This window comes from Novosphingobium sp. AAP1 (assembly GCF_001295765.1).
GTDB classification, from domain to species: Bacteria; Pseudomonadota; Alphaproteobacteria; order Sphingomonadales; family Sphingomonadaceae; genus Novosphingobium; species Novosphingobium capsulatum.
Map to the genome: position 1 here is coordinate 218263 of NZ_LJHO01000001.1, position 20994 is coordinate 239256.

21 protein-coding genes are annotated in these 20994 nt (G+C 68.2%); 13 read left to right on the top strand and 8 right to left on the bottom strand.

Going from position 1 to position 20994, the window contains the following annotated elements; genetic code table 11:
- Positions 1–21: 21 nt before the first annotated feature.
- Complete coding sequence (locus IP65_RS00900; RefSeq protein WP_054130439.1) at positions 22–1137, bottom strand: ABC transporter substrate-binding protein; 1116 nt, start codon at positions 1135–1137, stop codon at positions 22–24.
- Between the two features lie 120 nt (positions 1138–1257).
- Between IP65_RS00900 and IP65_RS00905 the strand changes: the two genes are divergently transcribed.
- Genes IP65_RS00905 through IP65_RS00935 form a run of 7 tightly spaced genes read left to right on the top strand, consistent with a single transcriptional unit; the run spans position 1258 to position 9688 of the window.
- Positions 1258–1710 carry a MaoC/PaaZ C-terminal domain-containing protein gene (locus tag IP65_RS00905; protein WP_022674682.1) on the top strand — a complete coding sequence of 151 codons (453 nt, stop codon included), beginning with the start codon at positions 1258–1260 and terminating at the stop codon, positions 1708–1710.
- A 4-nt stretch (positions 1711–1714) separates the two neighbouring features.
- Positions 1715–2728: a sugar ABC transporter substrate-binding protein gene (locus IP65_RS00910; RefSeq protein ID WP_054130440.1), complete on the top strand. Its 1014-nt coding sequence runs from the start codon at positions 1715–1717 to the stop codon at positions 2726–2728.
- Positions 2722–4233, top strand: a complete 1512-nt coding sequence (locus IP65_RS00915; protein ID WP_054130441.1) for a sugar ABC transporter ATP-binding protein — start codon at positions 2722–2724, stop codon at positions 4231–4233. The genes IP65_RS00910 and IP65_RS00915 overlap by 7 nt, the downstream gene beginning before the upstream one ends.
- On the top strand, positions 4230–5342 hold the full coding sequence (locus tag IP65_RS00920; RefSeq protein WP_054130442.1) for an ABC transporter permease: 1113 nt from the start codon (positions 4230–4232) through the stop codon (positions 5340–5342). The genes IP65_RS00915 and IP65_RS00920 overlap by 4 nt, the downstream gene beginning before the upstream one ends.
- Positions 5339–6532 carry an extracellular solute-binding protein gene (locus tag IP65_RS00925; protein WP_054130443.1) on the top strand — a complete coding sequence of 398 codons (1194 nt, stop codon included), beginning with the start codon at positions 5339–5341 and terminating at the stop codon, positions 6530–6532. The genes IP65_RS00920 and IP65_RS00925 overlap by 4 nt, the downstream gene beginning before the upstream one ends.
- The gene (locus IP65_RS00930; RefSeq protein ID WP_054130444.1) at positions 6529–7581 is read left to right on the top strand and encodes a Gfo/Idh/MocA family protein; all 1053 of its coding nucleotides are present in this window, start codon (positions 6529–6531) and stop codon (positions 7579–7581) included. The genes IP65_RS00925 and IP65_RS00930 overlap by 4 nt, the downstream gene beginning before the upstream one ends.
- A gap of 31 nt (positions 7582–7612) precedes the next feature.
- Positions 7613–9688: a beta-galactosidase gene (locus IP65_RS00935; RefSeq protein WP_054130445.1), complete on the top strand. Its 2076-nt coding sequence runs from the start codon at positions 7613–7615 to the stop codon at positions 9686–9688.
- 24 nt (positions 9689–9712) lie between these two features.
- On the opposite strand, the gene IP65_RS00940 is transcribed toward IP65_RS00935, so the two are convergent.
- Both IP65_RS00940 and IP65_RS00945 read right to left on the bottom strand, forming a co-directional pair.
- Positions 9713–10789: a beta-galactosidase gene (locus tag IP65_RS00940; protein WP_054130446.1), complete on the bottom strand. Its 1077-nt coding sequence runs from the start codon at positions 10787–10789 to the stop codon at positions 9713–9715.
- A complete protein-coding gene (locus IP65_RS00945; RefSeq protein ID WP_231627486.1) occupies positions 10779–11600 on the bottom strand; it encodes a FadR/GntR family transcriptional regulator in 822 nt (273 codons plus the stop codon). The genes IP65_RS00940 and IP65_RS00945 overlap by 11 nt, the downstream gene beginning before the upstream one ends.
- A 169-nt stretch (positions 11601–11769) precedes the next feature.
- Between IP65_RS00945 and IP65_RS21875 the strand changes: the two genes are divergently transcribed.
- The 6 genes from IP65_RS21875 to IP65_RS21895 all read left to right on the top strand — a co-directional run bounded on the left by IP65_RS21875 (position 11770) and on the right by IP65_RS21895 (position 14716).
- Positions 11770–12294 (top strand): hypothetical protein, encoded by a 525-nt coding sequence (locus IP65_RS21875; protein ID WP_231627487.1) that lies wholly within the window; start codon positions 11770–11772, stop codon positions 12292–12294.
- A gap of 43 nt (positions 12295–12337) precedes the next feature.
- Positions 12338–13027, top strand: coding sequence for a TonB-dependent receptor domain-containing protein (locus IP65_RS21880; RefSeq protein ID WP_054130449.1), 690 nt, complete (start codon positions 12338–12340; stop codon positions 13025–13027).
- Positions 13024–13608 (top strand): hypothetical protein, encoded by a 585-nt coding sequence (locus tag IP65_RS00960; RefSeq protein ID WP_231627488.1) that lies wholly within the window; start codon positions 13024–13026, stop codon positions 13606–13608. Before IP65_RS21880 ends, IP65_RS00960 begins: the two co-directional genes overlap by 4 nt.
- On the top strand, positions 13605–14009 hold the full coding sequence (locus IP65_RS21885; protein ID WP_231627489.1) for a PepSY domain-containing protein: 405 nt from the start codon (positions 13605–13607) through the stop codon (positions 14007–14009). The genes IP65_RS00960 and IP65_RS21885 overlap by 4 nt, the downstream gene beginning before the upstream one ends.
- Positions 13895–14341 (top strand): PepSY-associated TM helix domain-containing protein, encoded by a 447-nt coding sequence (locus IP65_RS21890; protein ID WP_054130451.1) that lies wholly within the window; start codon positions 13895–13897, stop codon positions 14339–14341. The genes IP65_RS21885 and IP65_RS21890 overlap by 115 nt, the downstream gene beginning before the upstream one ends.
- A 210-nt stretch (positions 14342–14551) precedes the next feature.
- Positions 14552–14716 carry a PepSY domain-containing protein gene (locus IP65_RS21895; RefSeq protein ID WP_255352170.1) on the top strand — a complete coding sequence of 55 codons (165 nt, stop codon included), beginning with the start codon at positions 14552–14554 and terminating at the stop codon, positions 14714–14716.
- 127 nt (positions 14717–14843) lie between these two features.
- On the opposite strand, the gene IP65_RS00970 is transcribed toward IP65_RS21895, so the two are convergent.
- Genes IP65_RS00970 through IP65_RS00990 form a run of 5 tightly spaced genes read right to left on the bottom strand, consistent with a single transcriptional unit; the run spans position 14844 to position 20987 of the window.
- On the bottom strand, positions 14844–15845 hold the full coding sequence (locus tag IP65_RS00970; RefSeq protein WP_054130452.1) for a LacI family DNA-binding transcriptional regulator: 1002 nt from the start codon (positions 15843–15845) through the stop codon (positions 14844–14846).
- Between the two features lie 43 nt (positions 15846–15888).
- Positions 15889–17070 (bottom strand): cytochrome P450, encoded by a 1182-nt coding sequence (locus tag IP65_RS00975; protein ID WP_054130453.1) that lies wholly within the window; start codon positions 17068–17070, stop codon positions 15889–15891.
- A gap of 1 nt (position 17071) precedes the next feature.
- A complete protein-coding gene (locus IP65_RS00980) occupies positions 17072–18154 on the bottom strand; it encodes a hypothetical protein (RefSeq protein ID WP_231627490.1) in 1083 nt (360 codons plus the stop codon).
- On the bottom strand, positions 18151–19458 hold the full coding sequence (locus IP65_RS00985; protein WP_054130455.1) for an alpha/beta hydrolase: 1308 nt from the start codon (positions 19456–19458) through the stop codon (positions 18151–18153). Before IP65_RS00985 ends, IP65_RS00980 begins: the two co-directional genes overlap by 4 nt.
- Positions 19455–20987, bottom strand: coding sequence for a dienelactone hydrolase family protein (locus IP65_RS00990; protein ID WP_231627492.1), 1533 nt, complete (start codon positions 20985–20987; stop codon positions 19455–19457). Before IP65_RS00990 ends, IP65_RS00985 begins: the two co-directional genes overlap by 4 nt.
- Positions 20988–20994 lie beyond the last annotated feature (7 nt).

Below are 20994 nucleotides of genomic sequence, written 5' to 3' on the forward strand. Positions count from 1 at the left end.
ACTTTGGTGCGTTGCCAATCGTTACGGAACGCTCGCGGCAAAGGCCCGGTTGAGCGTGGAAACCAGCGATTCCGCAGGCATTTGGCGCGCAATGGCGGCCAGGATCAGGCCCGAGGCCTCGTCCTGGAACGGCATGTAGCCGGCGTGGCGCGGGCGAATCCACGCATGGTCCAGCGTGGCACGAGTCGCGCGGTAGAAGTCGCCGGTGGCGGCATTGGTCGGTATGTCGGCCCAGGCCTGGGCGTGGGCCGGTTGCCCGCCATTTGCCGCAACGATACCAGTCTGCACTGGGCCACTGGCGAGCCAGCGGGCAAAGGCCATGGCGCCCTCCGGATCGCGGCCGAGGCGCGAGACGGCAATGCCGGTGCCGCCCAGCACCGAACCGCGCGGCGCGCTGCCCTGCCATGGAGCCAGGTCGGCGAACGCCAGCCGCACTGGCCGAAACCCGTCCTGCGCATAACTGACATAGCCATAGATCAAAGGCGCGGCGACCAGCGGCGAATCCGCGCGGGCCATCGCTTCGAGCACGGCGATCGGATCGCTTTCGGCCGCGCCTGGGGCAGCGCGTTCGGCCAAGGCGTAAAGCCGCTCCACCGCGACGGCCGCCGCATCGGGAAACAGCACGCGCGGCGCCGGGCACAGCTCCAGGCCCATCAGGCCGCACAAGGTCATCAGGCTCATCAGGCTGTGCGGCGCGCGCAGCGGCAGGCCGATGCCGCCAGCCTCCGCGTGGCGCAGCACGCTGCCCCAATCGCGCAGCGGCGTGGGCAGGCGACCAGGCACCCAGGCCTGGACCTGTGCCGCCGCGTCGATCGGCAGCGCCCATTGCCGGCCATCCCAGGCATAGCTTTCATACGATCCGCCAACGCTGCCGGCCGCAGCATCGGCATCGCCGCCCGCGAACGGCAGCAGCGCACCCGACTGCGCGGCAATGCCAACGTGGGGATGATCGATCACCACCAGGTCATAGGCGCGGGCAAGGTCTTCCACCGGATGGGTTTCGAACGCCTGGAGCGAGCGCCGCTCCCACTCGATCGCCGTTCCGGTGAGCCGCGCCCACTCGCGCGAAGCGGCCACCAGCGGCTCGTGACCGCGCGGGTGATCCCACGTCATGCCCTTCAAGGTCGTCTCGCTCATCCCATCCTCCTTCTTGCCTGCACGGCGAACAACACCGGTTGACTCCGGGATCATCACAGCTTAGCAATAATATAAATCATATAAAAATACTATTGCAGATTTTTCGGAGAGGTATCTGCGATGATCATCGAACAGTTTTTCGAAGACTATGTTCTTGGATCGGAACGGCGAAGTTTTGGCCGAACCATCACCGAGACCGATTTCGTCGTGCATGCTGGCCACACCGGAGACTTTTTTCCGCATCACATGGATGCGGATTGGTGCGCCACGCAGGAGATTGGCCAGCGCATCGCCCACGGCACTCTGGTGTTCAGCATCGGCATCGGCCTCACCGCAACGGTGATCAACCCGCGCGCCATGTCCTATGGCTATGATCGCCTGCGCTTCATCCGCCCGGTGCACATCGGCGACACGATCACCACGATCACCCGCATTGCCGACAAGCGCGACCATCCCAAGCGGACCGCCCAGGGCGTGGTGACCGAGACGGTGGACATCCGCAACCAGCGCGAGGAAACCGTGCTCGCCTGCGAGCATCTCTACCTGGTCGATCGCCGTTCGGCGGCGGCCTGACGCAATGCGCCCGATCCGCCCCCTTCCCCTGCTGGCCGCCACCCTGGTCGTGGCCGTGGGCAGCCTCTCGCTCGTTGCGCTGGCGCGCCACGGCAGCGATGGGGCTGCCGCCGCCGCCGGCGCCCCGCTGCCACCCGGCGCGCCGCGCTATGCGCTATCGACCGTGGGCCTGAGCTTTCCCTTTGCCGCCGCGATCGCCAAGGGCTTTCGCCAGGCCGCGCACGAAGCCGGTGCCGAAGGCCTGGTGGTGGACGGCAAGGCCAATATCCAGAAGCAGGCCAACGACATCGATGACCTGATCGCGCAGCACCCGCGCGGCGTGGCGATCATGCCGCTGGATTCGATCGTGGCACAAGGCTGGGTCAAGCGCGCCCAGGCCGCCGGCGTGCCGGTGGTGGCGGTGGCCGCGCTGGTGGGCGACCCGCGCACGCGCGCGGTGCAGGATGTCTATCCCGGCCTGGCCGCGCTGGTTTCGCAAGACGAAGTCGCCGCCGGCCGCGCCGCCGGCACACTCGCCGCGCAACTGCTGCCCGCCGACCGTCCCGCGCGGATCGCAATTGTCGAAGGGGCCGCCGGATTTCCCGAAGTGGAACAGCGCACGCGTGGCTTTATCGCCGGCCTTGCCGCCAGCGGCCGGCGCGACACCATCGTGGCCGCACAGCCCGGCAACTGGACACCGGACGGGGGCGAGGCCGCCTGCCAGAACATGCTGGCAGCCGACCCGCGCATCGACCTGTTCTTCAACCAGGCGGACGACATGGTGATCGGCTGCGCCCGCGCCGTGCGCGCGGCCGGATCGCATGCCCGGCTGATCGGCGTGGGCGGTTCGCGCCTGGCCATGGCCTCGCTCAAGGCCGGGGCGATCGACGGCACCGTCTGCTTCCAGCCCGAAGCGCTCGGCGCGCTGGCTTTCCGCGCGCTGGCCCATCCGCCCGCACCAGGCACGCCGCGCTTCCTCACCTACCCGATCCCGGCAGTGACGCGCGCCAGCGCGCAACGGTGCACTGGCCAATGGTGACCGTCCCGCCCCTGCTCGCGCTGCGGCACATCGCCAAGCGCTATCCCAACGGCACGCAGGCGCTGGTAGACGCCTCGCTGGAAATCCGCGCCGGTGAAGTGCATGGCCTGCTCGGCGCCAACGGCGCGGGCAAGTCCACCCTGATCGGCATTCTCTCGGGCGCGACCACGGCCACCGAAGGCGCGATCCTGTGGCGCGGCGCCCCGGTGCGCTGGCGGCGGCCGGCAGACGCACGGCGCGGCGGGGTTTCCACGCTGTACCAGCACATCCCGCTGGTGCCGACGCTGTCGGCGCTGGACAACCTCCTGCTCGGCGCGCCGGGCTGGCAGCGCCGCGATGGCCAACAGCGCGCACGCGCCGAAGCGGTCGTGGCGCAACTGGGCAATCCCTTCCCGCTCGATGCCCTGGTGGCCGACCTGCCGATCGGCGCGCGGCAGATGGTCAGTTTGGCACAGGCGCTGCTCGATGGCGCACAAGTGCTGGTGATGGACGAGCCGACCGCCTCGCTCGCCGCGCAGGACCGCCAGGCGGTCTATGACGTGGTGCGCCGCCTGGCCCACCAGGAAGGCAAGGCGATCGTGTTCGTCTCTCACTTTCTCGACGAGATCCTGACACTGACCGACCGCGTGACGATCCTGCGCGACGGGCGTGACGTGCTTCACCGCCGCACCGAAGACCTCGACGAAGCCGCTCTGGCCGCCGCGATCAGCGGACGCGCGGTGGCGCGGCTGACCCGCCGGGCGCGCCGCATCGGCGAAACCGTCCGCCTGGCGGTGCGCGATCTGGCATCCCCGGCTGGCCTGGCGCCAATCTCGTTCGATCTGCGCGCCGGCGAAATCCTGGGCCTGGCGGGCATGCTCGGCGCCGGGCGCAGCGAGCTGCTGCACGCCCTGTTCGGCGCCGATCCCTGCGCGCGCGGCGCGGTGCTGGTCGATGGCATGCCGGTGCTGGGGCCGGGCGTGGTGACCAATACCGGCAGCGCCGTCGCCGCCGGGCTGGCGCTGGTGCCCGAAGATCGCAAGCGCCAGGGCTTTGTGGCCGGATTCAGCGTGGCCGAAAACATCGCCCTGCCCCGCCGGGGCTGGCTGATCGATCACGCCACCGAACGGCAACAGGCCGAGGCCGCGATTGCCGCCCTGGCGATCAAGACCGAAGACGCGCAGCGCCCGGTCGGCACCCTTTCGGGCGGCAATGCGCAGAAAGTGGTGCTGGCCAAGTGGCTCACCGACCAGACCCGCGTCCTGCTGCTGGACGAACCGACCGCCGGCATCGACATCGGCGCGCGGGTCGACATTCTCGAACAGGTGCGGCGCCTGGCCGACGAAGGGCAGGCGATCGTGCTGGTCTCTTCGGATTTCGCCGAACTGCTGGCGCTGAGCGACCGCATCCTGGTGCTGCGCGAAGGCGCCGTGGTGGCCGACGTGGACCCGGCCACCAGCAGCGAGATCGACCTTACCCTTTTGGCCAGCGGCAGCGCACCGGCTTGCGATGGAGTTCCTGCATGATCGCCTCAATCCCCTGGCGGCAAAGCCTGGGCCTGCGCCAGGCCGGCGTATTCTATGCGCTGCTGGCGCTGCTCGGCATTCTGGCGGCGCTCGCTGCCAGCCGCGGCCTGCCGCCCTATCTGGCGCCGGCGAACCTGGGTAACATCGCCTATCAAGCCTCGCTCGTCGGGATCATGGCCGTGGCGATGACGATCATGCTGATCACCGGCGCGTTTGATCTCAGCGTGGCATCGGTTGCGGCCCTGGCGGCGGCAGTGCTGGTCGGGCTGGCTGGGCAGATCGGCTTCGTTCCCGCGCTGCTCTGCGCGCTGTGCACGGCGGCGATGATCGGCATTCTCAATGGCGTGATCGTCGAATTCGTCGGGATCAACGCTTTCATCGTCACGCTCGGCACGCTTACGGCGGTGCGCGGGCTGGTCCTGGTGGTCACCGACGGGCGCTCGCTGATGGTCGAAGACCCGCAGGTGCTGGCGCAAATGCTGGCGTTCGAAAGCGCGCGGGTGCCGCTGTTCTGGCCGCTCCTCGCACTCGGTGCCGTGGCGCTGGCGATCGCGACGCTACGCCTGGCGCCTGCTCCGGCGCTGGGCGGCCTGGGGCTGCTGGCGCTGGCCGGCCTGGTCGGCCCGCGCTTCACTGTGGCGGCACCCGTCATCTATCTGCTGCTGTTCACGACCGCCGCCTGGTTCGTGATGGAGCGGACCGTGCTCGGCCGGCGTATCCAGGCGGTAGGCGGCAATGCCGAGGCGGCGCGCCTTTCGGGCATCAACGTGCGCGCCTATCGGCTCGGCGTGTTCATCCTCTCCAGCCTGGCGGCGGGCTTTGCCGGGGCGCTGTTCGGCTCGCGCCTGGGCGCGATCAACCCCACGGCCATGCAGGGCGCGGAACTGACCGTGATCGCCGCGGCGATCCTGGGCGGCACGTCGCTCTATGGCGGAGCAGGCAGCGTGATCAAGACCGTTGCCGGGGCGCTGATCCTGTTTACGCTGACCAACGGGTTCAACATCCTGAACCTGGGAGCCAACTACCAGGGCATCATCGAAGGCGCGGTGATCATCGTTGCCGCCGCGATCTACACCCTGGGCAACCGCAAGCGCGGGGAAACACGATGACCGAAACCGTCCTGCGCATCGCGGTGCGCGAATTCGCACCATTCGAAAGCGCCATTGCCGCCCAGTTCGCCGATTTCGTGCGGCACACCGGCGTTTCTGCCCGGATCGAGCTGGACGTGCTCGATCTCAACACGCTGCACCACAAGGCGATTGCGCAAGGCGGCCTGGCGCGCGGCGACTATGACATCGCGTTCCTGTGCACCGACTGGCTGGCGCAGGCCCAGGCCATGGCGCAACTGGCCGATCTGGCGCCTCTGCTCGCGCAGCGGCCGGCCAGCGACTATCCCCACGGCTGGAGCCCTTCGCTGACCACCATGCAGGCCTTCGCCGGCGGCGTCTGGGGCCTGCCCTATCACGATGGCCCGGAATGCCTGGTCTATCGCAAGGATCTGCTGGCCGCTGCCGACCTGGCCGTGCCCGGCACCTGGGAGGAATACCACGCCGCCGCCCGCCGCCTGCACGATCCGGCCAGCGGCGTCAGCGGCACGGTGCTGGCGCTGTTTCCCGATGGCCACAACGGGTTCTACGATTTCTGCATCCACATCTGGTCGCGCGGCGGAGAGCCTTTCACGCCCGCCGGCCGGCCCGATTTCGCCTCGCCGCAGGCCCATGCGGCGCTCGATTTCCTGCGCACGCTGGCGCGCGACACACAGGCCATCGCGCCGGGCGCGCGCGAGACCGACAGCGTGCAATCGGGCATGCTGTTCGCCGCCGGACGTGTGGCCATGATGGCCAACTGGTTCGGCTTTGCCGCCTATGCCGATACCGCGCCCGACAGCGCCGTGCGCGGATTGGTGGACGTGGCGCCGCTGCCCGCTGGCGAGGGCGGTGGCACGGTATCGCTCAACGTGTTCTGGGTGCTGGGCATCGGCAGTGGCAGCAGGCACCGCGATCTCGCCTGGGACTTCCTGCGCCATTGCACCCGGCCCGAGATGGACCGCCTGACCACCACCCATGGTGCCATCGGCACGCGCCGCTCGACTTGGGCGGATCCGGCGGTCAATGCCGCCATCCCCTATTACCACCGCCTCGACTGGCTGCACCAGTCCGCGCGCGCGCTGCCGCACACCACGCGCCTGGCCGATTTTTCGCACATCATCGACGATGTGCTGGGCCAGGCGGTGACCGGCGAGCAGACCACGGCGGACCTGCTGGCGCAAGCCCAGCGCCAGGCGGAGGCACTGGCATGACCGCCCCGCTGCGCCAGGCCTGGGACCACCCCGCCCAGCCCCGTCCGATCGTGCTGATCGGCACCGGCGGCATTGCCCACGACGCGCATCTGCCCGCCTATCGCAAGGCCGACCTGCCGGTCTACGGCGTCTACGATCCCGATCAGGACCGCGCCCGCGCCCTGGCCGATGCGTTCGGCATTGGCACCGTCTTCCCCACGCTGGCCGATGCGGCAAAAGCCGATGCGGTGTTCGACGTGGCCGCGCCGCCGGTGGCGCATCTTGCCATCCTGGAAGCATTGCCACGCGGCGCCAGCGTGCTGCTGCAAAAGCCGATGGGCCTTGATCTCGATGCCGCGCGCGCCATCCGCAACGCGGTGCATGCGCGCGGACAGACCGCAGCGGTCAATTTCCAGTTGCGCTATTCGCCGATGATGCTGGCGCTGGCCGATTGCCTGGCGCGCGGCGATCTCGGCACGCTGCTGGAGATCGAGGTGCATCTCAACCTGGCCACGCCTTGGCACCTCTTTCCGCACCTGATCCCCAATCCGCGCGTGGAGATCGTGTCCCACTCGATCCATTATCTCGACACGATCCGCGCCCTGGCCGGCAACCCGAGCGGCGTCTTTGCACGCAGCTTCGGCTATCCCGGCAGCCCGCTGGCCGATACCCGCACCACGATCCTGCTCGATTACCCGGCGCCCTTGCGCGTCACGCTGTCGATCAACCACCACCACGATTTCGCGCGCCAGTTCCAGGATGCCAGCTTTCGCGTGGAAGGCACCGAAGGCGCCGCGCTCGTCAAGCTTGGCCTGTTGCTCGACTATCCGGTGGGTGAGCCGGACGAGCTGTGGATCGTGCGGCGCGGCAGCGAGTGGCAGCAGGTGCCGCTGCAAGGGCACTGGTTTCCCGACGCGTTCCTCGGCCCGATGTGCAATCTCCAGCGCTTCGCCAGCGGCGAGGACACCCATCTCGCCACGCACGTGGACGATGCCTGGCAGACCATGGCGCTGGTCGAGGCCTGCTATGCCGCCGCGCGCGCGCGCGCCTTTCCCATCCCGCAAGACTGATCGGCGGCTTCCGCCTGCAAGGGGACTTTCCATGATGCGCTTTTCCAGCCGCGCCCTGGCGCTTTGCCTCTGCCTTTCGGCCAGCGCCACGGCCCTGCCGGCCCTGGCCGCTTCGGCACCGATACCGATGCAGGCGACGGCCGCGCCGGGCATTGCCTTTGGCACCGCCTGGTATCCCGAACAATGGCCCGAAGCGCGCTGGGACACCGACCTGGCGCTGATGCAGCAGGCCCATATCAACACCGTGCGCATCGCCGAATTCGCCTGGAGCCGGATGGAGCCGGAGGAAGGCCGGTTCGATTTCGCCTGGCTCGATCGCGCGATCGCCGCTGCCGCACGGCACGGCATGCGCGTGGTGCTGGGCACGCCCACCGCCGGCCCGCCGATCTGGATGAGCGAGCGCTATCCCGAAATCCTGCGCGTGGACGAAGACGGCAGCCGCGCCGGCCATGGCGGGCGCCGCCACTTCTCGTTCGCCAGCGCCCGCTACCGCCAGTTTGCCCGGCGCATCGCCACGGAAATGGCCCGCCGCTATGGCCACAACCCCGCCGTGATCGGCTGGCAGATCGACAACGAGATCGGCCTGCCCTCGTTCGATGCCGAAGCCGCGCGGCTGTGGCATGCGTTCCTCGCGCAGCGCTATGGCACGATCGACACGCTCAACCATCGCTGGGCCACCGCCTATTGGAGCCAGACCTACCAGCGTTTCGACCAGGTGCCGATGCACCTGGGTGGGCAGCAGAATCCCGGCCTGCTGCTCGATTACCGCCATTTCCTCACCAGCACCTGGACCAGCTATGTGATGAACCAGGCCGACGCGATCCGCGCGTTGGCCAATCCGCACCAGTTCATCACCACCAACACGATGTTCTGGAACGACGGGTTCGATCATTTCGCGCTGCACCAGGGGCTCGATATCGCCGCCTGGGACAATTATATCCAGGATGCCGAGCCGGACTGGATCGCCAATGGTGCCGATCACGATCTCGTGCGCGGCTACAAGCAGAAGAATTTCTGGCTGATGGAAACCCAGGCCGGGCGGATCGACTGGGCGCCGGTCAACCGCGCGATGCGCCCGGGCCAAGTGCGCGAAATGGGCTGGCAGGCCGTGCAGCACGGCGCCGATGCCATTCTCTATTGGGAATTCCGCCCCGCGCCCAATGGCCAGGAAACCAACTATGGCACGCTGCTGGCCGCAGACGGTACGCCCGCGCCGATCTTTGCCGAAATTGCCGGACTGGGCGGCGAACTGGCCAAGGCCTCGGCCGCGCTGGCCGGCACGGAGCCGGTGGCAGACATGGCCTTCCTGTTTTCCTACGACAGTCGCTGGGCGATCGACCTGCAACGGATGCACAAGGATTTCGACCCGGTGCGCCAGTTCACCGACTTCTACCGCCCGTTCCGCCTCGCCGCGCAAGGCGCCGCCGTGGTCGCGCCCGAAGCGGACCTGGCGCGCTACAAGCTGGTGGTTGCCCCCAGTCTCAACGTCTTGACCGCTGCCCAGGCGCAGCACCTGACCGCCTATGTGCAGAACGGCGGCACGCTCGTACTCGGCCCGCGCACCGGGCAGAAGGACGATGCCAACGCGCTGTGGGCCGCGCGCCAGCCTGGGCCGCTGCGCACGCTGCTGGGCGCGCATGTCGAGCAATTCTATGTGCAGGACGGCACCGTGGCGATCACCGGCCCGCTGGGCGAGGGCAAGGCCGCCATCTGGGCCGAGGCGCTGGTGCCCGATGCACCGGAAACCGAGATCCTGGCGCGCTATCGCCAGCCCGACGGCTGGCTCGATGGCAAGGCGGCGGTCGTCTCCCGCCAGGTCGGGCGCGGGCGGATCGTCTATGTCGGCGCCTGGCTGGAGCCGGAGGCGCTGTCACGCCTCGCTGCGCGCCTGGTGCCCCAGGCCGGGGTTACCCCGCTGTTGCCGGGCACAGCGGCGGACGTGGAAATCGGGCTGCGACGCGGCCAGGGCCGCACCCTGCTGATCGCGATCAACCATGGCAATGAAGCGCGCGCCCTGGCCCTGCCGGCCGGCGCCCGGCCGCTGATCGGCGCGGCACCGGGCGGACAGATCGGCGGGCATGGCGTGCTGGTGGCGGAGTTGCCTTGAGGGCTGCGCCGCCACCCCGTTCGATCAGTTCCAGGGGCGCGACCGGCAGACCGAAATCCCCCGCACATCATTGGGATAGGGGCCGCTGACCGCCGTGTAGAAGTGGTAGAGATCCCCCTTCCAGAAAATCACCGAGGGCTTGTGGGCATATCCATCGTCGACCGAGCCGGGCTTGCCGACATCGATCATCACTTCGTCCACCTTGTGGAACGTGAACGGATCGCGGCCCAGCGCGAGCAGGTCGCGCGCCTTGTAGTCGGTGCCCGACAGGCCGAAGTAGAACATCGCCCAGCGCCCCTGATGCGTCATCACCACCGGATCGCTGGCAAAGCGGGAGTCCGGCGCGGGCGGTGCGCCGTTGCGCAGGATCGGGTTGCCCGGATGGCGGCGCCAGGTCTTGAGATCGGTGGACACCGCCACGCCGGTCTGCTCGTGCCAGTCCTTCTCGGCGGTCTTGGCGTTGTAATAGAGCAGGAACTGGTTGCCGTGCTTGACGAGGTAGGGCTTGTACAGCCCGCCCCGCTCCCACGCCGCGCCATCTTCCGCGCGCAGGATCGGCGGCCCGCGCCGCCAGGTGCGCAGATCGCGGCTGAACGCCAGGCCGATCACCGCCGGTCCTTCCTCGTATCCCGGACTGGGATAAGCGTGCCAGGCGCAGACATATTCGCCGTTCACCCGGATCAGTTCGCCGGGCGCATGCATCTCGGTTTCCCGCAGGATCGAGGCCGAGGCGACGTTGAAGCGGGTGACCGGATCGCTGGGATCGCGCGCCAGTATCACGCCGTGCCGCTGCCAGTTCACCAGATCGTCGGACACGGCGATGCCCGTCTGGTAGCCGGTGCCGTCAAAGCCCACGTACGTCAGGTAGAAGCGGCCCTCGTGGCGGAACACGAACGGGCAATCGACGGCCTTTTCGTCAAAACTGCCCGCCACCTTCGAGCCGCCGAGGATCAGCCGACCGAGCTTGTAGGGCGTGCGGAACGGCGCGACCGGATCGCTCGCGCCATGCCCATTGGCCAGGGCGTTGCCCGGCAACAGCAAAGTGCCGGCCGCAGCCGACGAACCCGCCAGCATGGCCCGGCGGGAAAGACTATCCTTCATGGTTCCTGATCTCCCCTTCGCGCTGTTCGACAGCGTCGATTCTCTGTTGGCCGTGGCGGATCACGCCACACACCGCCTCTGCGGCGGCAACGCCGTCGCGCGCGGCAATCGCTTCGACGATGGCCGCATGGCCGCGCAGGCTGGCCTGGTGCTCTGCCGCATCGTCTACCGGCGAACTCAGGGTGAACGCGGCGAACAGCGCCGTTTCGATCACCGCTTCGGTCCCGGCCATCAGGCGATTGCCCGAAGCCTGGCCGATCAGCTTATGCAGGGCGAGGTCCGCCCTTGCGAAATCCAGCCGAGACAGGCCCGGCTCACCCATCGCGGCGATCAGCCCGCGCATCTGCGCGATCTGCGCGGGCGTGGCATGGCGCGCTGCCAGGGCGGCGGCGGCCGGCTCCATCGCCAGGCGGAAATCGGCCAGTTCCTCGCGCAGGCGGCTTTCGACGCCTTCGCCCACGTGCCAGGCCAGCACGTCGGCATCGAACAGGTTCCACTGCTGACGCGGACAGACCCGCATGCCCACGCGCGTGCGCGCCACGACCAGGCCCTTGGCCGCCAGCGTCTTGAACGCTTCGCGCAGCACCGTGCGAGACACCGCGAAGCGCTCCAGCAGCAATTCTTCGCTCGGCAGCGTGCCTCCTTGCGCAAACGCGCCGGCGACGATCGCGCTGCCGATGCCATGGACCACGCGATCATGGCTGCTGCGCAAGCCCGGATGCCGCGCGCCACCGGCCATGGCGGATCGGCCATGAGCGGACAGAAGCGGGCTGGATGGGGCCGAGGCAGACAGGAAACCGGGAATCGCCATGGCGATAGTTTTACGCGGAACGCGCAAACATGAATAGTCATTTTATATTATTATATGGTTTTATGCCAAACCACACCCAACAGACGAAATTGCCATTCCTCCTGCTAATGCGATTTCCTCTCATTACTGTTTAAGCCAGTTGCCGTCCCGTAACAGGGAGGCTCCGCATTTGACCCGATTTCACGCCTTGCTCGCCGGAAGTGCCCTCGCCGCGCTCCTCGCTTCTACTGGCCTGCACGCCGAAGATGCCGAGGCGCCGCGGACGATTGCGCCGGGCGAGATCGTCGTGACCGGCGAAAAGGCCGCGCGCACGCTTCAGCACACGCCCACCAGCATCGCCGTGACGTCGCCGGAAAAGATCACCCGCGAAACCCTGCTGTCGATCCAGGATGTCTATGCCCTCACCGACGTGCCCGATTACTATGACAACCGCACCTCCACCGCTGACCAGCCCAATCGCGGCTGGGTGGCCAGCGACATCGCCCTGTTCCGGCTGAGCGTACCGCTGGCCGACGGCCTCAAGCTGTCAAGCGCGACGTCGTGGAACCGCTCCCGCGTGCAATCGGTGGCCGACTCCGACAACACGGCGGCCAATCTCTCGACGATCAACAATCTCTATCGCTTCAAGACCCTGACGCAGGAACTTCGCGTCAATTACGAAGGCGACCGGCTCAGCGCCCTGCTCGGCGCATGACTATCGCCGCACCGGCGGGCTGACCGCGCGCAGCCAGATCAACGTGACCACGCCCACCGGCACGATCACCAACCTGCTCACGCCCTACGTGAGGGCGACGAGCGCCGCCATGATCGCCACTGCCTATGCCCAGGTGCTGCCGGTCATCCCGGTTGCCTATGCCGCTTCGCAGCCGGAGCGGGTCGAGACCATGGCGCTGTTTGGCGACGCGCGCTGGCGCGTGGCCGACCGCCTGACCCTGATCGGCGGCTTCGGCCTCGATCGCGAGCGCAATCGCTATGCCGCGGAAACGCAAACGACCTTCACCGACACGCTGCCCGCCACCGATTTCCTGGGCACCCGCTATGCCCCGCTGGTCTCCGCCGTCAACGCCAGGGTGCTCGGCTTGGTCGACGATGCCAATGCGCCGATGGCCGCCAACACCCGCACGTTCCATGCCTTCCTGCCCAAGGCCGGGGTCAGCATGGACTGGACGCCGGACCTGACCACCGCATTCACCGTGCAGCGCGCCTATCGCTCCGGCGGATCGAGCCAGAACCAGGCCGCCAACCGCGTCGGCGTGCGCACTGTGGTCAACGGGCAGGTGGGTTACCAGGCCGACCACTGGAACCTGTTCGTGTTCGCGCGCAACCTGCTGAATGCCAAGTATCAGCAATACAACTATGCCGCCGCGCATATCGCGGTGCTGGGTGACCCGCAGACCTTCGGCGTCGGCGCGGGGCTGCACTGGTGATCGCGCTGGCGGGACTGGCCCTGGCGCTCACCGGTGCGTTCGGCGCGGCGCTGCTGCGGCGTTCATGGCGCCATCGCCAGGGCATGATCGCGCCGCTGGTGGCGGGCGGGTGGCTGGTGATGAGCGGTGCCACCGTGCTGGCCATGCTGGCGATCGGCCCGGTCAAGGGGCTGGCACTGGCGGCAACGATGCAGGCAGCCGGCGCGCTCGCCGTGGTCTGGCAAGGCCGCGTGCAACGCCAGCCGGCGCGCGCGCCGCGTGGCGAGGCCAGCATGGGCATGGGCGATGCCGCCCCCGAACCGCTGGAGCAGCGCGCCCGGCTATGGCGCGGGGTCTTGCGCGTGCTGCTCGCCGGGCCGCTCGGCATGGTCGCGGCACTGGCCCTGGCCCTGTGCCTGGCAGTCTACCCGCCCGGCAATCCGCGCACCCGCATTGTCCTGAGCGGCCTCGCCACGCCCGTGCTGTGGGGCCTCGCCATGACCTGGACGCTGGCCGACCGCCGCCTGCTGCGCGCGCTGGCGATGCTGGTCGGCACCAGCCTGCTCGGCCTCGGCATCGCGGCGCTGGGCGATGCGGCATGAGCAGCGACCGGAACACCAGGAACGGCAAGGCGTGGCGCTGGCCGCTCTCGCCCGAAACCGTGCGCGCCGCTTTGAGCGGCCATGGCGCGCTGGGCCTCGCCTTTGCCGGGGTGATCTATCTCGTCTGCCTGACCGGCACGCTGACCGTCTTCACGCCCGATTGGCAACACTGGGAAGTGCCGCGCGCGCCGGTGGTTGCCACGCTGGCCGACGCCGCCGCCTGCCACGCCCTCGCCCAGGCTGCACAAGTCGCGCCGCCCGGCGCCACCTTGTCGCTCACGGCGCGGTGCTGCTGGCCTATCGCGGCAATCGCGCCGACCAGACCTGGGCCGTGGCCGGCGACGGCACGCTTGCACCGCTCAGTGCGCGCTGGAGCGATTTCCTGCTGCACCTGCCTGTGAACCTGCATCTGCCGCGAAGCTGGGGCGGGTTCCTGGTCGGGCTGACCGGCGTGGCCCTGCTGTCTTCGCTCGTCTCCGGGGTGCTCGCCCATCCGCGCGTGGTGCGCGATGCGTTCCACTTGCGCCTGGGCGGATCGCGGCGCCTGGCCGAGGCCGACTGGCACAACCGCCTGGGCGTGTGGGCCTTGCCATTCCACGCCACCCTGGCGCTCACCGGTGCCCTGCTCGGGCTGAGCACGCTGATCGTCGCGGCGCTGGCGCTGCTGCTCTATCGCGGGGATCGATTGCGGCTCGATGCGCAGCATCGCAGCCCTTTGGCCATGCCGACATAGCGCTGGCGTTGGGCAGCGCGATCATGGCTGGCTGCCTGTTGCGTTTGGATAGAGGCTGTTGCGCAGGCCCGCCGGAAGCGCATCCGCTGTGACGCCTGGCGTTGGCTGATCCGCTCTGCCGGTGTGTCGGGGTGAGGCAAACAGCGAGGCGGCCCGCCAATCCGGCACCGCAGCAAGCGTCTCCTGCGCCGCCGGTGGCGTGGTGGCGAGATCGCCCGGCAAGGCGAGCCGGGTGGCAAGCCGGGCCGGCAGATCCTGGCGAGCATGTTCGAGATTCATCGGGGCGCCTTTTTTGGCAGGGCGGGACAGATCGTGCTGTTCGTCACCAGCCTTGGCCTGCCCTTCTTCGCGATCACCGGCGTGTGGTTCTGGTAGGCACGCCAACGCGCCAAACGCAAGGCGCGTGCCCGGCGGCAGGCCGGCACCGCGGCCGGTTGGGCTTAGGCGCTGGCGTCGCAACCAGGGACCTGCCGCCTTTTGCCCCCTCAGAACGGGTATCCAATCAAGCGCTCTCGCGGGCAATGATGCGAAATCCTACGTTCACCGAACGCTGTTTCGGCGCCACGCCCGAGACATGGCTCCGCACCGCGGCATTGACCTCGCGCGCAATCTGCGCCCCGTCGATTTCGACGCTCGTGATTGTCGGGCGCATGTCACTGGCAACGCTGGCATTGCCGAAACCGACGACAGCAAGCTGATCAGGAACCTTCAGGCCTGCGGCATTGGCTTCCACGATGATGCCCTGGGCCAGCGAGTCCGAGCCACAGACGACCACATCGGGGCGTTCCGGCTGCCGGCGCAATTCTGCAAAGACACGTCTGGCGTGGCCAAAGCGGGAAGGACTGTCGACCGCGATTTCCTTGACCGGCGTGTCGCTGTGCGCTTCCCATCCTTGTACGAAGCCATCGCGGCGCAGGCGGGCCCGGCCCAGTTCTGCCGAGACCAGCGCCGGCCGGCGATAGCCGCGTTCATAGATGAAGCGCGCAAGGTCATGCCCGATCTCGACGTGGGAAAAACCGACCGCGATGCCCGGTGGTTCCGCCGGAAGATCCCAGATCTGGACAAAGAGGCCCGGAAAATGCTGTATGAGCGCCGTGGTTTCGGCGCTGAGGGGCGCAGTCGAGACGATCGCGTCCACCTGGCGGCCCATGGCGGCCCGGATCATCGCTTCGGTGCGGCCCGCCGCTGTCCCGGTCAAGGCTAGCATGACCATGGTGCCGCCGGCGTTCAATTCCTCCACCATGGTCTCAATCGTGCGGTCGAACAACGAGTCCACCAAATGGGGGATCAGCACCGCAACCATCTTGGAGCGCGACGACGCCAATCCTCCCGCCAGAAGATTGGGTACGTATTGCATTTCCTCGATCGCGGCACGGATTCGCACCGCAGTGCCGGCAGCCACGATGTCCGGGTTGTTGAGGAAGCGACTGACCGTGGCCGTTGATACTCCGGCCCGCGCGGCGACATCATCGAGTTTGGGATTGCGCGTGGAAGGACGGACCATGGTTGCCACCCTTTCCGAATTTGCCGGAAAGATGCAAGCGTTCTCATCCAAACCGCAACGGCACAGTCAGTGGCCCGATTTCTGGCCAGCGGCTCAACGTGATCGGCCCGTCGAGCGTAAAACCACCCGGCGTGGCAGCCAGCAGTTCGCCCAGCGCCACGCACAGTTCCATGCGCCCCAGGTGCAGCCCCGGACAGTTGTGAGGTCCACGGCCAAACGCAAGATGCTCGGCAATGTTGGGGCGATCAAGCACGAAGCGGTCGCCATCGGGGAAGATCGCCTCGTCGCGATTGGCGGAGCAGTAGAGCAGCGCGATGGCATCGTTGGCCTTGATCGCGCGCGCACCCACCACCGTGTCGTTGACGGCGGTACGGGCAAACCCGCGATAGGGTGTGTAGAGCCGCAGAAATTCCTCGACGGCGGCGGGGACCAGCGCCGGGTCTGCGCGCAACTGCGCCTGCAATTCCTGGTCGCGTGCCAGGTGCACCGCCATGCTTCCGACCAGCACCATCGGGGCTACGATGCCGACCACCAAGACCTGGCGCACGGCCCCGATCAGCAGGTCTTCTGGCAAGGATTGCCCGCCGTGGACAGCGGCAAGCAGGGCGCTCGTCGGGTCGATCGCAGGGTCTTCGGGCGCCTCGCGCCGCAGCCGCACCAGATCACGCGCCATGTCGTAAAGGCGCAGGCTGGTGGCCTTCATCAGTTCCGGCTCGTTGCGATGTACGGCCAGAACGAAAGCACGCCCGTCATCATGCAGCGTATCGAGCCATTGGGGCGGCATGCGCATCCACAGGCCGAACACCCGCACCGGCAAGAACGAGGAAAAATCGGTGCAGATGTCGCCACCACCGCGCTCCACCATCGGCGCCAGCATTTCGCGTGCAAAGCGCCGGGTATCGGCTTCGAGGCGACGCACCTTGTCCTGCGACAGCAAGGGATTGAGCGCCTGGCGGAAAGGCGTGTGTTCGGGCGGATCGAGGTGCAATGGCGGGCGCCGGCCGGTGAACGCCACCTTCGGGATCACGTTCTGCGTTTCGGTGGAGAACGAAGCCCAATCACTGGCAACGCGGCGCACATCCTCATAGCGGCTGAGCGCCCAGAAACCTCCAAGCCCGTCCGTATGGGCCACCGGACATTCCCGGCGCAGCCGGGCATATTCGCGATGGGCGCTGTCGAAATCCTCGGGCGCCTCGGGATCGAAGTCCGGCGGGATTGCGGTCATCTCAGTGGTCCTTGTCAGGGCTGGCCATGGCGCGCGCAGGCATGACGCCGTGCGCGGCACGGACGGAAAGGCGGGGGGCGAGCGAAAGCAGGGCGATCGCGGCAATCAGGATCGCCGCACCGGCCAATTCTGCAGGGCGTGGCACCGGCATGCCCCAGATCCAGGCGAGCAGCAGCGCCGCCACGACACCCGCGATCAGGCTGGCCGCCCGCTCAAGCGGGACGCAGTAGGAATTCTCGCGCGGGTCCAGCAGGATGAGAATAGATAGGATGGACACGGCGGTGAGCGTCACGCCCATGCCCACCAGCGGCCAGATCACGCCCAGGCGCCAGATGCCGATGAACCCACGCGCCAGTTCATCGGCCTGTCCACCCAGGCCGAGCGTGGAAATGGCCGCCAGGGCCACCAGTGACATGGGCAGCGCGATGATCTTTTCTTCGACGAAATAGGCCCTGACCGTTTGTGGATCGCCGGTCTTGCCCACCCGCGTCATCACCACCAGGCGCAGGAAATAGCCAAGCGTGTAAAGCACCACGGTCAGCACCGCGAGAGGAGGCAGCCGCAGCCCACCCCGATCGGTCAGGGTGATCACCAGGGCGAATGCAACCATGGCCAGGGCCAGCCAGCTCCACCACCGCACGCGGCGCCCGAACAGCACGTCGACCAGCGGGGCCAGGATCAGAATGTCACCGCGCATGATCAGCTGGATGAACGGGATGCTGACGCCCTTGAACGTCAGCGACAACGGCACGGTAAACAGCACCAGCGAGGTCGCCAGCCCCGAAAGGAACGTCGCACGGCGGGGAAACGGCACGCTCCAACGACCGATTGCCAGGCGGTTGGCCTGCCGATGCCAGCCAGACAGCCAGATGAAGGCATAAGTCATCACCAGGTTGAGAATCAGCGAGCCGGGCAGGAGTTCGAGGCCGGTGAGCGGACGTCCCAGGGCCACGATCGACGTTGTCGCGAGATACCGCGTCAGCATGATGCTGGGCAGATAGGACAGGAGATAGCCCAGCAGCAGCAGTTCCATCGCCATGCCGCCGGTCGCGGAGGTGGGCGTGGATTGAGCAGGCCTGGTCATCGGCAGGGTTTTCCTCGCAGGCACGGGCGGAGCATCGGTGCCGGGCGATGGGCAACGAACGGGCCTTTCGGCACAACCCAGCGCGCGCGGTCGAGCCGCGCCTCCAAGGTCGACAGCGCGCCCAGCAGCGCCTCGGGCGGGAACCGGCAATGGCCGGCACCGCGATACCACAGGCCCTTGACCATCGCAGGCCTGGCCGCGTCGACATAGGCCTGCTGCAAGGACGGCGATGTGATGCCGTCCCCCTCGGCCTGGAGCGAGACGACCGGCACGCGTGGGCGCGCGTCGGGTGTGTAGTGCTGCATCATGTAAGCCACCGCTGCCGGCTTGGCCGGGATGCGCGGCGCCGCATCGAGGCGGGCCAGATCCGCATCGAGGTTCAAGCCGGCCTGCGCGTAGAGCTTGGCCACGAATGCACGGCGCCCCGAAAGCGCCAGTTGACGGGGATAGGACACCTGCGTGTTCCAGGAAAACGCCCCACCGGCGCGGGTTTCCTGGTCGTGGCGCGGCGGGAACACCGCCATCGCAAAGGTCGCCGCGATGTTGGCAGCCTGGGCATCGGCATCGTCGGCGCGCGGTTCCGGCTGATCGGGCGCGGTCCATCCGGGCATGCCGCCCAGCACACCGGCCAGCGCCAGCCGCGCCCGCCCCTGCGGTGTCGCCATGGCGGCCTTGACCGCATCGCGCACCCGCATGCTGTTGGCCGCATCGTCGGCAACGCCCGTCAACACGATGCCGTCGCCCGGCGCCTGCAAGGTGCGAAAGGCAAAGGCGCCATCCAGAGCCATGTTCATCATGCCGACAGCGCCGCCGATGGACGGGCACAGCGCCATTGCGCCATCGATACGATCGGGTCCGCCGCGGGTCTGCTCGGCCAAGGCAATGGTGACGAGGCTGCCCATCGAAGCCCCCCAGGCGATGGTGCGACGCGGGGCCCCATGCTGGGCGGCAAAGGCAGCAATGGCAGCGCGCTGCGCCGGTACGGCCTGCGCCAGCGACCATCCGCCCGACGCATAATCCGATGCCAAAAGCGCGTATCCCCGCGCCAGCAGCGTGTCACGCAACCCGGCGGGCGCCGGATCCGGCAACGCCGCCTGCGGTTCGTACCCCCGCCCCCAGACGAGCAACGTACCATTCCAATGCCCGGAAACCATCGCGTGCCACCGCCCGCCGCCAGGCAGCGTGCCCGAAAGCACCTGCACGTCGGCAGGAACCGGGTCGGTGGACGGTACCGGTTGGGCCGGGGCGACACCGGAGGTCGGCGCCATGACCATGGCCATGGCAAGGGTGGCCATGGCTTTCATGGCGCCACCACCCGGAGGTTTCGGCGAACGGTCCAGTCGGGATCGCGGCACAGCCGACAATCCGCGCCGACAAACGCCGCGCTGGCGGCACGCTCGCCCTTGAGCTGCCAATCGAGCCAGTGCCGGGCAACGATGGACCAAAGCCCGCCGCGCGGTTCGAAGAACGTGCCCGAATGCCCGACGTCGCGGCTCACCAGCACCGCGGGAACCGAACGGATCCGGGCGAAATCATCGGTGCCATTGGTATAGGCCACGTCGGTCATGCCACCCAACATGTACAATATCGGCGCATGCAACCGGTCCAGCAGGCTCTTGTCCACCGCCACGCCCGGCATGCCGGCACCACCCGCCGGGAAAAGCCCGGAATCGAACACGATCGTGGCGCGGATGCGCGGATCGGTCGAGAGGCTCAGCGCAAGCAAGCCGCCGCACGACCAACCGGCAACCCCGATCCGTGCCTTGTCGACATAGCGGGCCCAGCCGCCATTGCCGGCGGCATCGGCGCTGGCCCAATCGAGGGCGCGGGTCATGTCTGCCGGGCTTACGCCTTGGCCGGGGCGATCGGGCGCCAGGACGGCGCCTTGCGGATAGTTGCGCAAGCCGCCCGGGCCCTCCAGCATGGCACCGGGCACGATCACGACATAGCCGTGCGAGGCAATTTCGGTCAGCAGCCGGCGCGCGTTGCTGGCATCGGCCATGCAGCCGCCGTTGCCGAAGATCAGCACCGGCAGCCTGGCCTGCTCGAAAAGAGCCAGATTTGCCGGGCGGTAGAGCACGGCGCCGGGCAAGGCGGGCTCGATCGCGCGGATCGCGGGATAAGGGCCGCTGCCTGGCTCGTCGGGCAGGCCGTTGAGGTGTTCGCGTTCACGCTGAAGGACGGCCTCGTCGCTCAACCCGGGCACCGCGCGAAACGCCGCGTCGAGCGCGCCGCGTACGGTGTTGCTGACCAGCGCGAGCCGTGCCGGCGAATCCACCTTGATCTCGGGATGGAAATCGATGTGGTTGTAATCCGCATAGCGATACCCGCGTGCCAGGGCGGCATCCTGCATCCACTGCGCCAACGCCTCGTCATCGCGCGACGCGCCGGCCGCAAGGCCGAGCGGCCGTGCAAGGACCACCTTCAGCCCCGCCCCCTGCGCCGCCCGGGCCAGCCGATCCGCGGCGTTGCGCGTGGCTTCCAGTTGGCCCTTGCCGTCCACTAGGTGATCCGGTTGAAGGTGCAAGACCTGGTACCGGCCGCTTTCGATCTGCGCGCGCGCGGCGGCTTCCCCTGCGGCAAGACCGCCCTTTCCGGTCAGGACCGTGCCAAGGCCGGGGAAGTCGAACAGCGCGGGATCGATCCGCATCCAACTTTGCAGCGTGGTGCCCCCCACGAACAGCGGCAGGCGCCGCACGACCGCGGTTGAATTGGCGGCCGCAGCCGCACCCGGCACCGCCGACTGCGCCAGCACCGCGTCGTTCGCTCCCGCAAGCAGCAGGCCCGCCGCGAGGAGACGAAGCAGACCGGGTTTGCGCAAAACGCTGTTCATGGAGGGG

Excerpts from the sequence above, each read along its gene's own strand:
- IP65_RS00900 (WP_054130439.1), bottom strand. The coding sequence starts at position 1,137 with ATGAGCGAGACGACCTTGAAGGGCATGACGTGGGATCACCCGCGCGGT.
- IP65_RS00905 (WP_022674682.1), top strand. The coding sequence starts at position 1,258 with ATGATCATCGAACAGTTTTTCGAAGACTATGTTCTTGGATCGGAACGG.
- IP65_RS00910 (WP_054130440.1), top strand. The coding sequence starts at position 1,715 with ATGCGCCCGATCCGCCCCCTTCCCCTGCTGGCCGCCACCCTGGTCGTG.
- IP65_RS00915 (WP_054130441.1), top strand. The coding sequence starts at position 2,722 with ATGGTGACCGTCCCGCCCCTGCTCGCGCTGCGGCACATCGCCAAGCGC.
- IP65_RS00920 (WP_054130442.1), top strand. The coding sequence starts at position 4,230 with ATGATCGCCTCAATCCCCTGGCGGCAAAGCCTGGGCCTGCGCCAGGCC.
- IP65_RS00925 (WP_054130443.1), top strand. The coding sequence starts at position 5,339 with ATGACCGAAACCGTCCTGCGCATCGCGGTGCGCGAATTCGCACCATTC.
- IP65_RS00930 (WP_054130444.1), top strand. The coding sequence starts at position 6,529 with ATGACCGCCCCGCTGCGCCAGGCCTGGGACCACCCCGCCCAGCCCCGT.
- IP65_RS00935 (WP_054130445.1), top strand. The coding sequence starts at position 7,613 with ATGATGCGCTTTTCCAGCCGCGCCCTGGCGCTTTGCCTCTGCCTTTCG.
- IP65_RS00940 (WP_054130446.1), bottom strand. The coding sequence starts at position 10,789 with ATGAAGGATAGTCTTTCCCGCCGGGCCATGCTGGCGGGTTCGTCGGCT.
- IP65_RS00945 (WP_231627486.1), bottom strand. The coding sequence starts at position 11,600 with ATGGCGATTCCCGGTTTCCTGTCTGCCTCGGCCCCATCCAGCCCGCTT.
- IP65_RS21885 (WP_231627489.1), top strand. The coding sequence starts at position 13,605 with ATGAGCAGCGACCGGAACACCAGGAACGGCAAGGCGTGGCGCTGGCCG.
- IP65_RS00970 (WP_054130452.1), bottom strand. The coding sequence starts at position 15,845 with ATGGTCCGTCCTTCCACGCGCAATCCCAAACTCGATGATGTCGCCGCG.
- IP65_RS00975 (WP_054130453.1), bottom strand. The coding sequence starts at position 17,070 with ATGACCGCAATCCCGCCGGACTTCGATCCCGAGGCGCCCGAGGATTTC.
- IP65_RS00980 (WP_231627490.1), bottom strand. The coding sequence starts at position 18,154 with ATGACCAGGCCTGCTCAATCCACGCCCACCTCCGCGACCGGCGGCATG.
- IP65_RS00985 (WP_054130455.1), bottom strand. The coding sequence starts at position 19,458 with ATGAAAGCCATGGCCACCCTTGCCATGGCCATGGTCATGGCGCCGACC.
- IP65_RS00990 (WP_231627492.1), bottom strand. The coding sequence starts at position 20,987 with ATGAACAGCGTTTTGCGCAAACCCGGTCTGCTTCGTCTCCTCGCGGCG.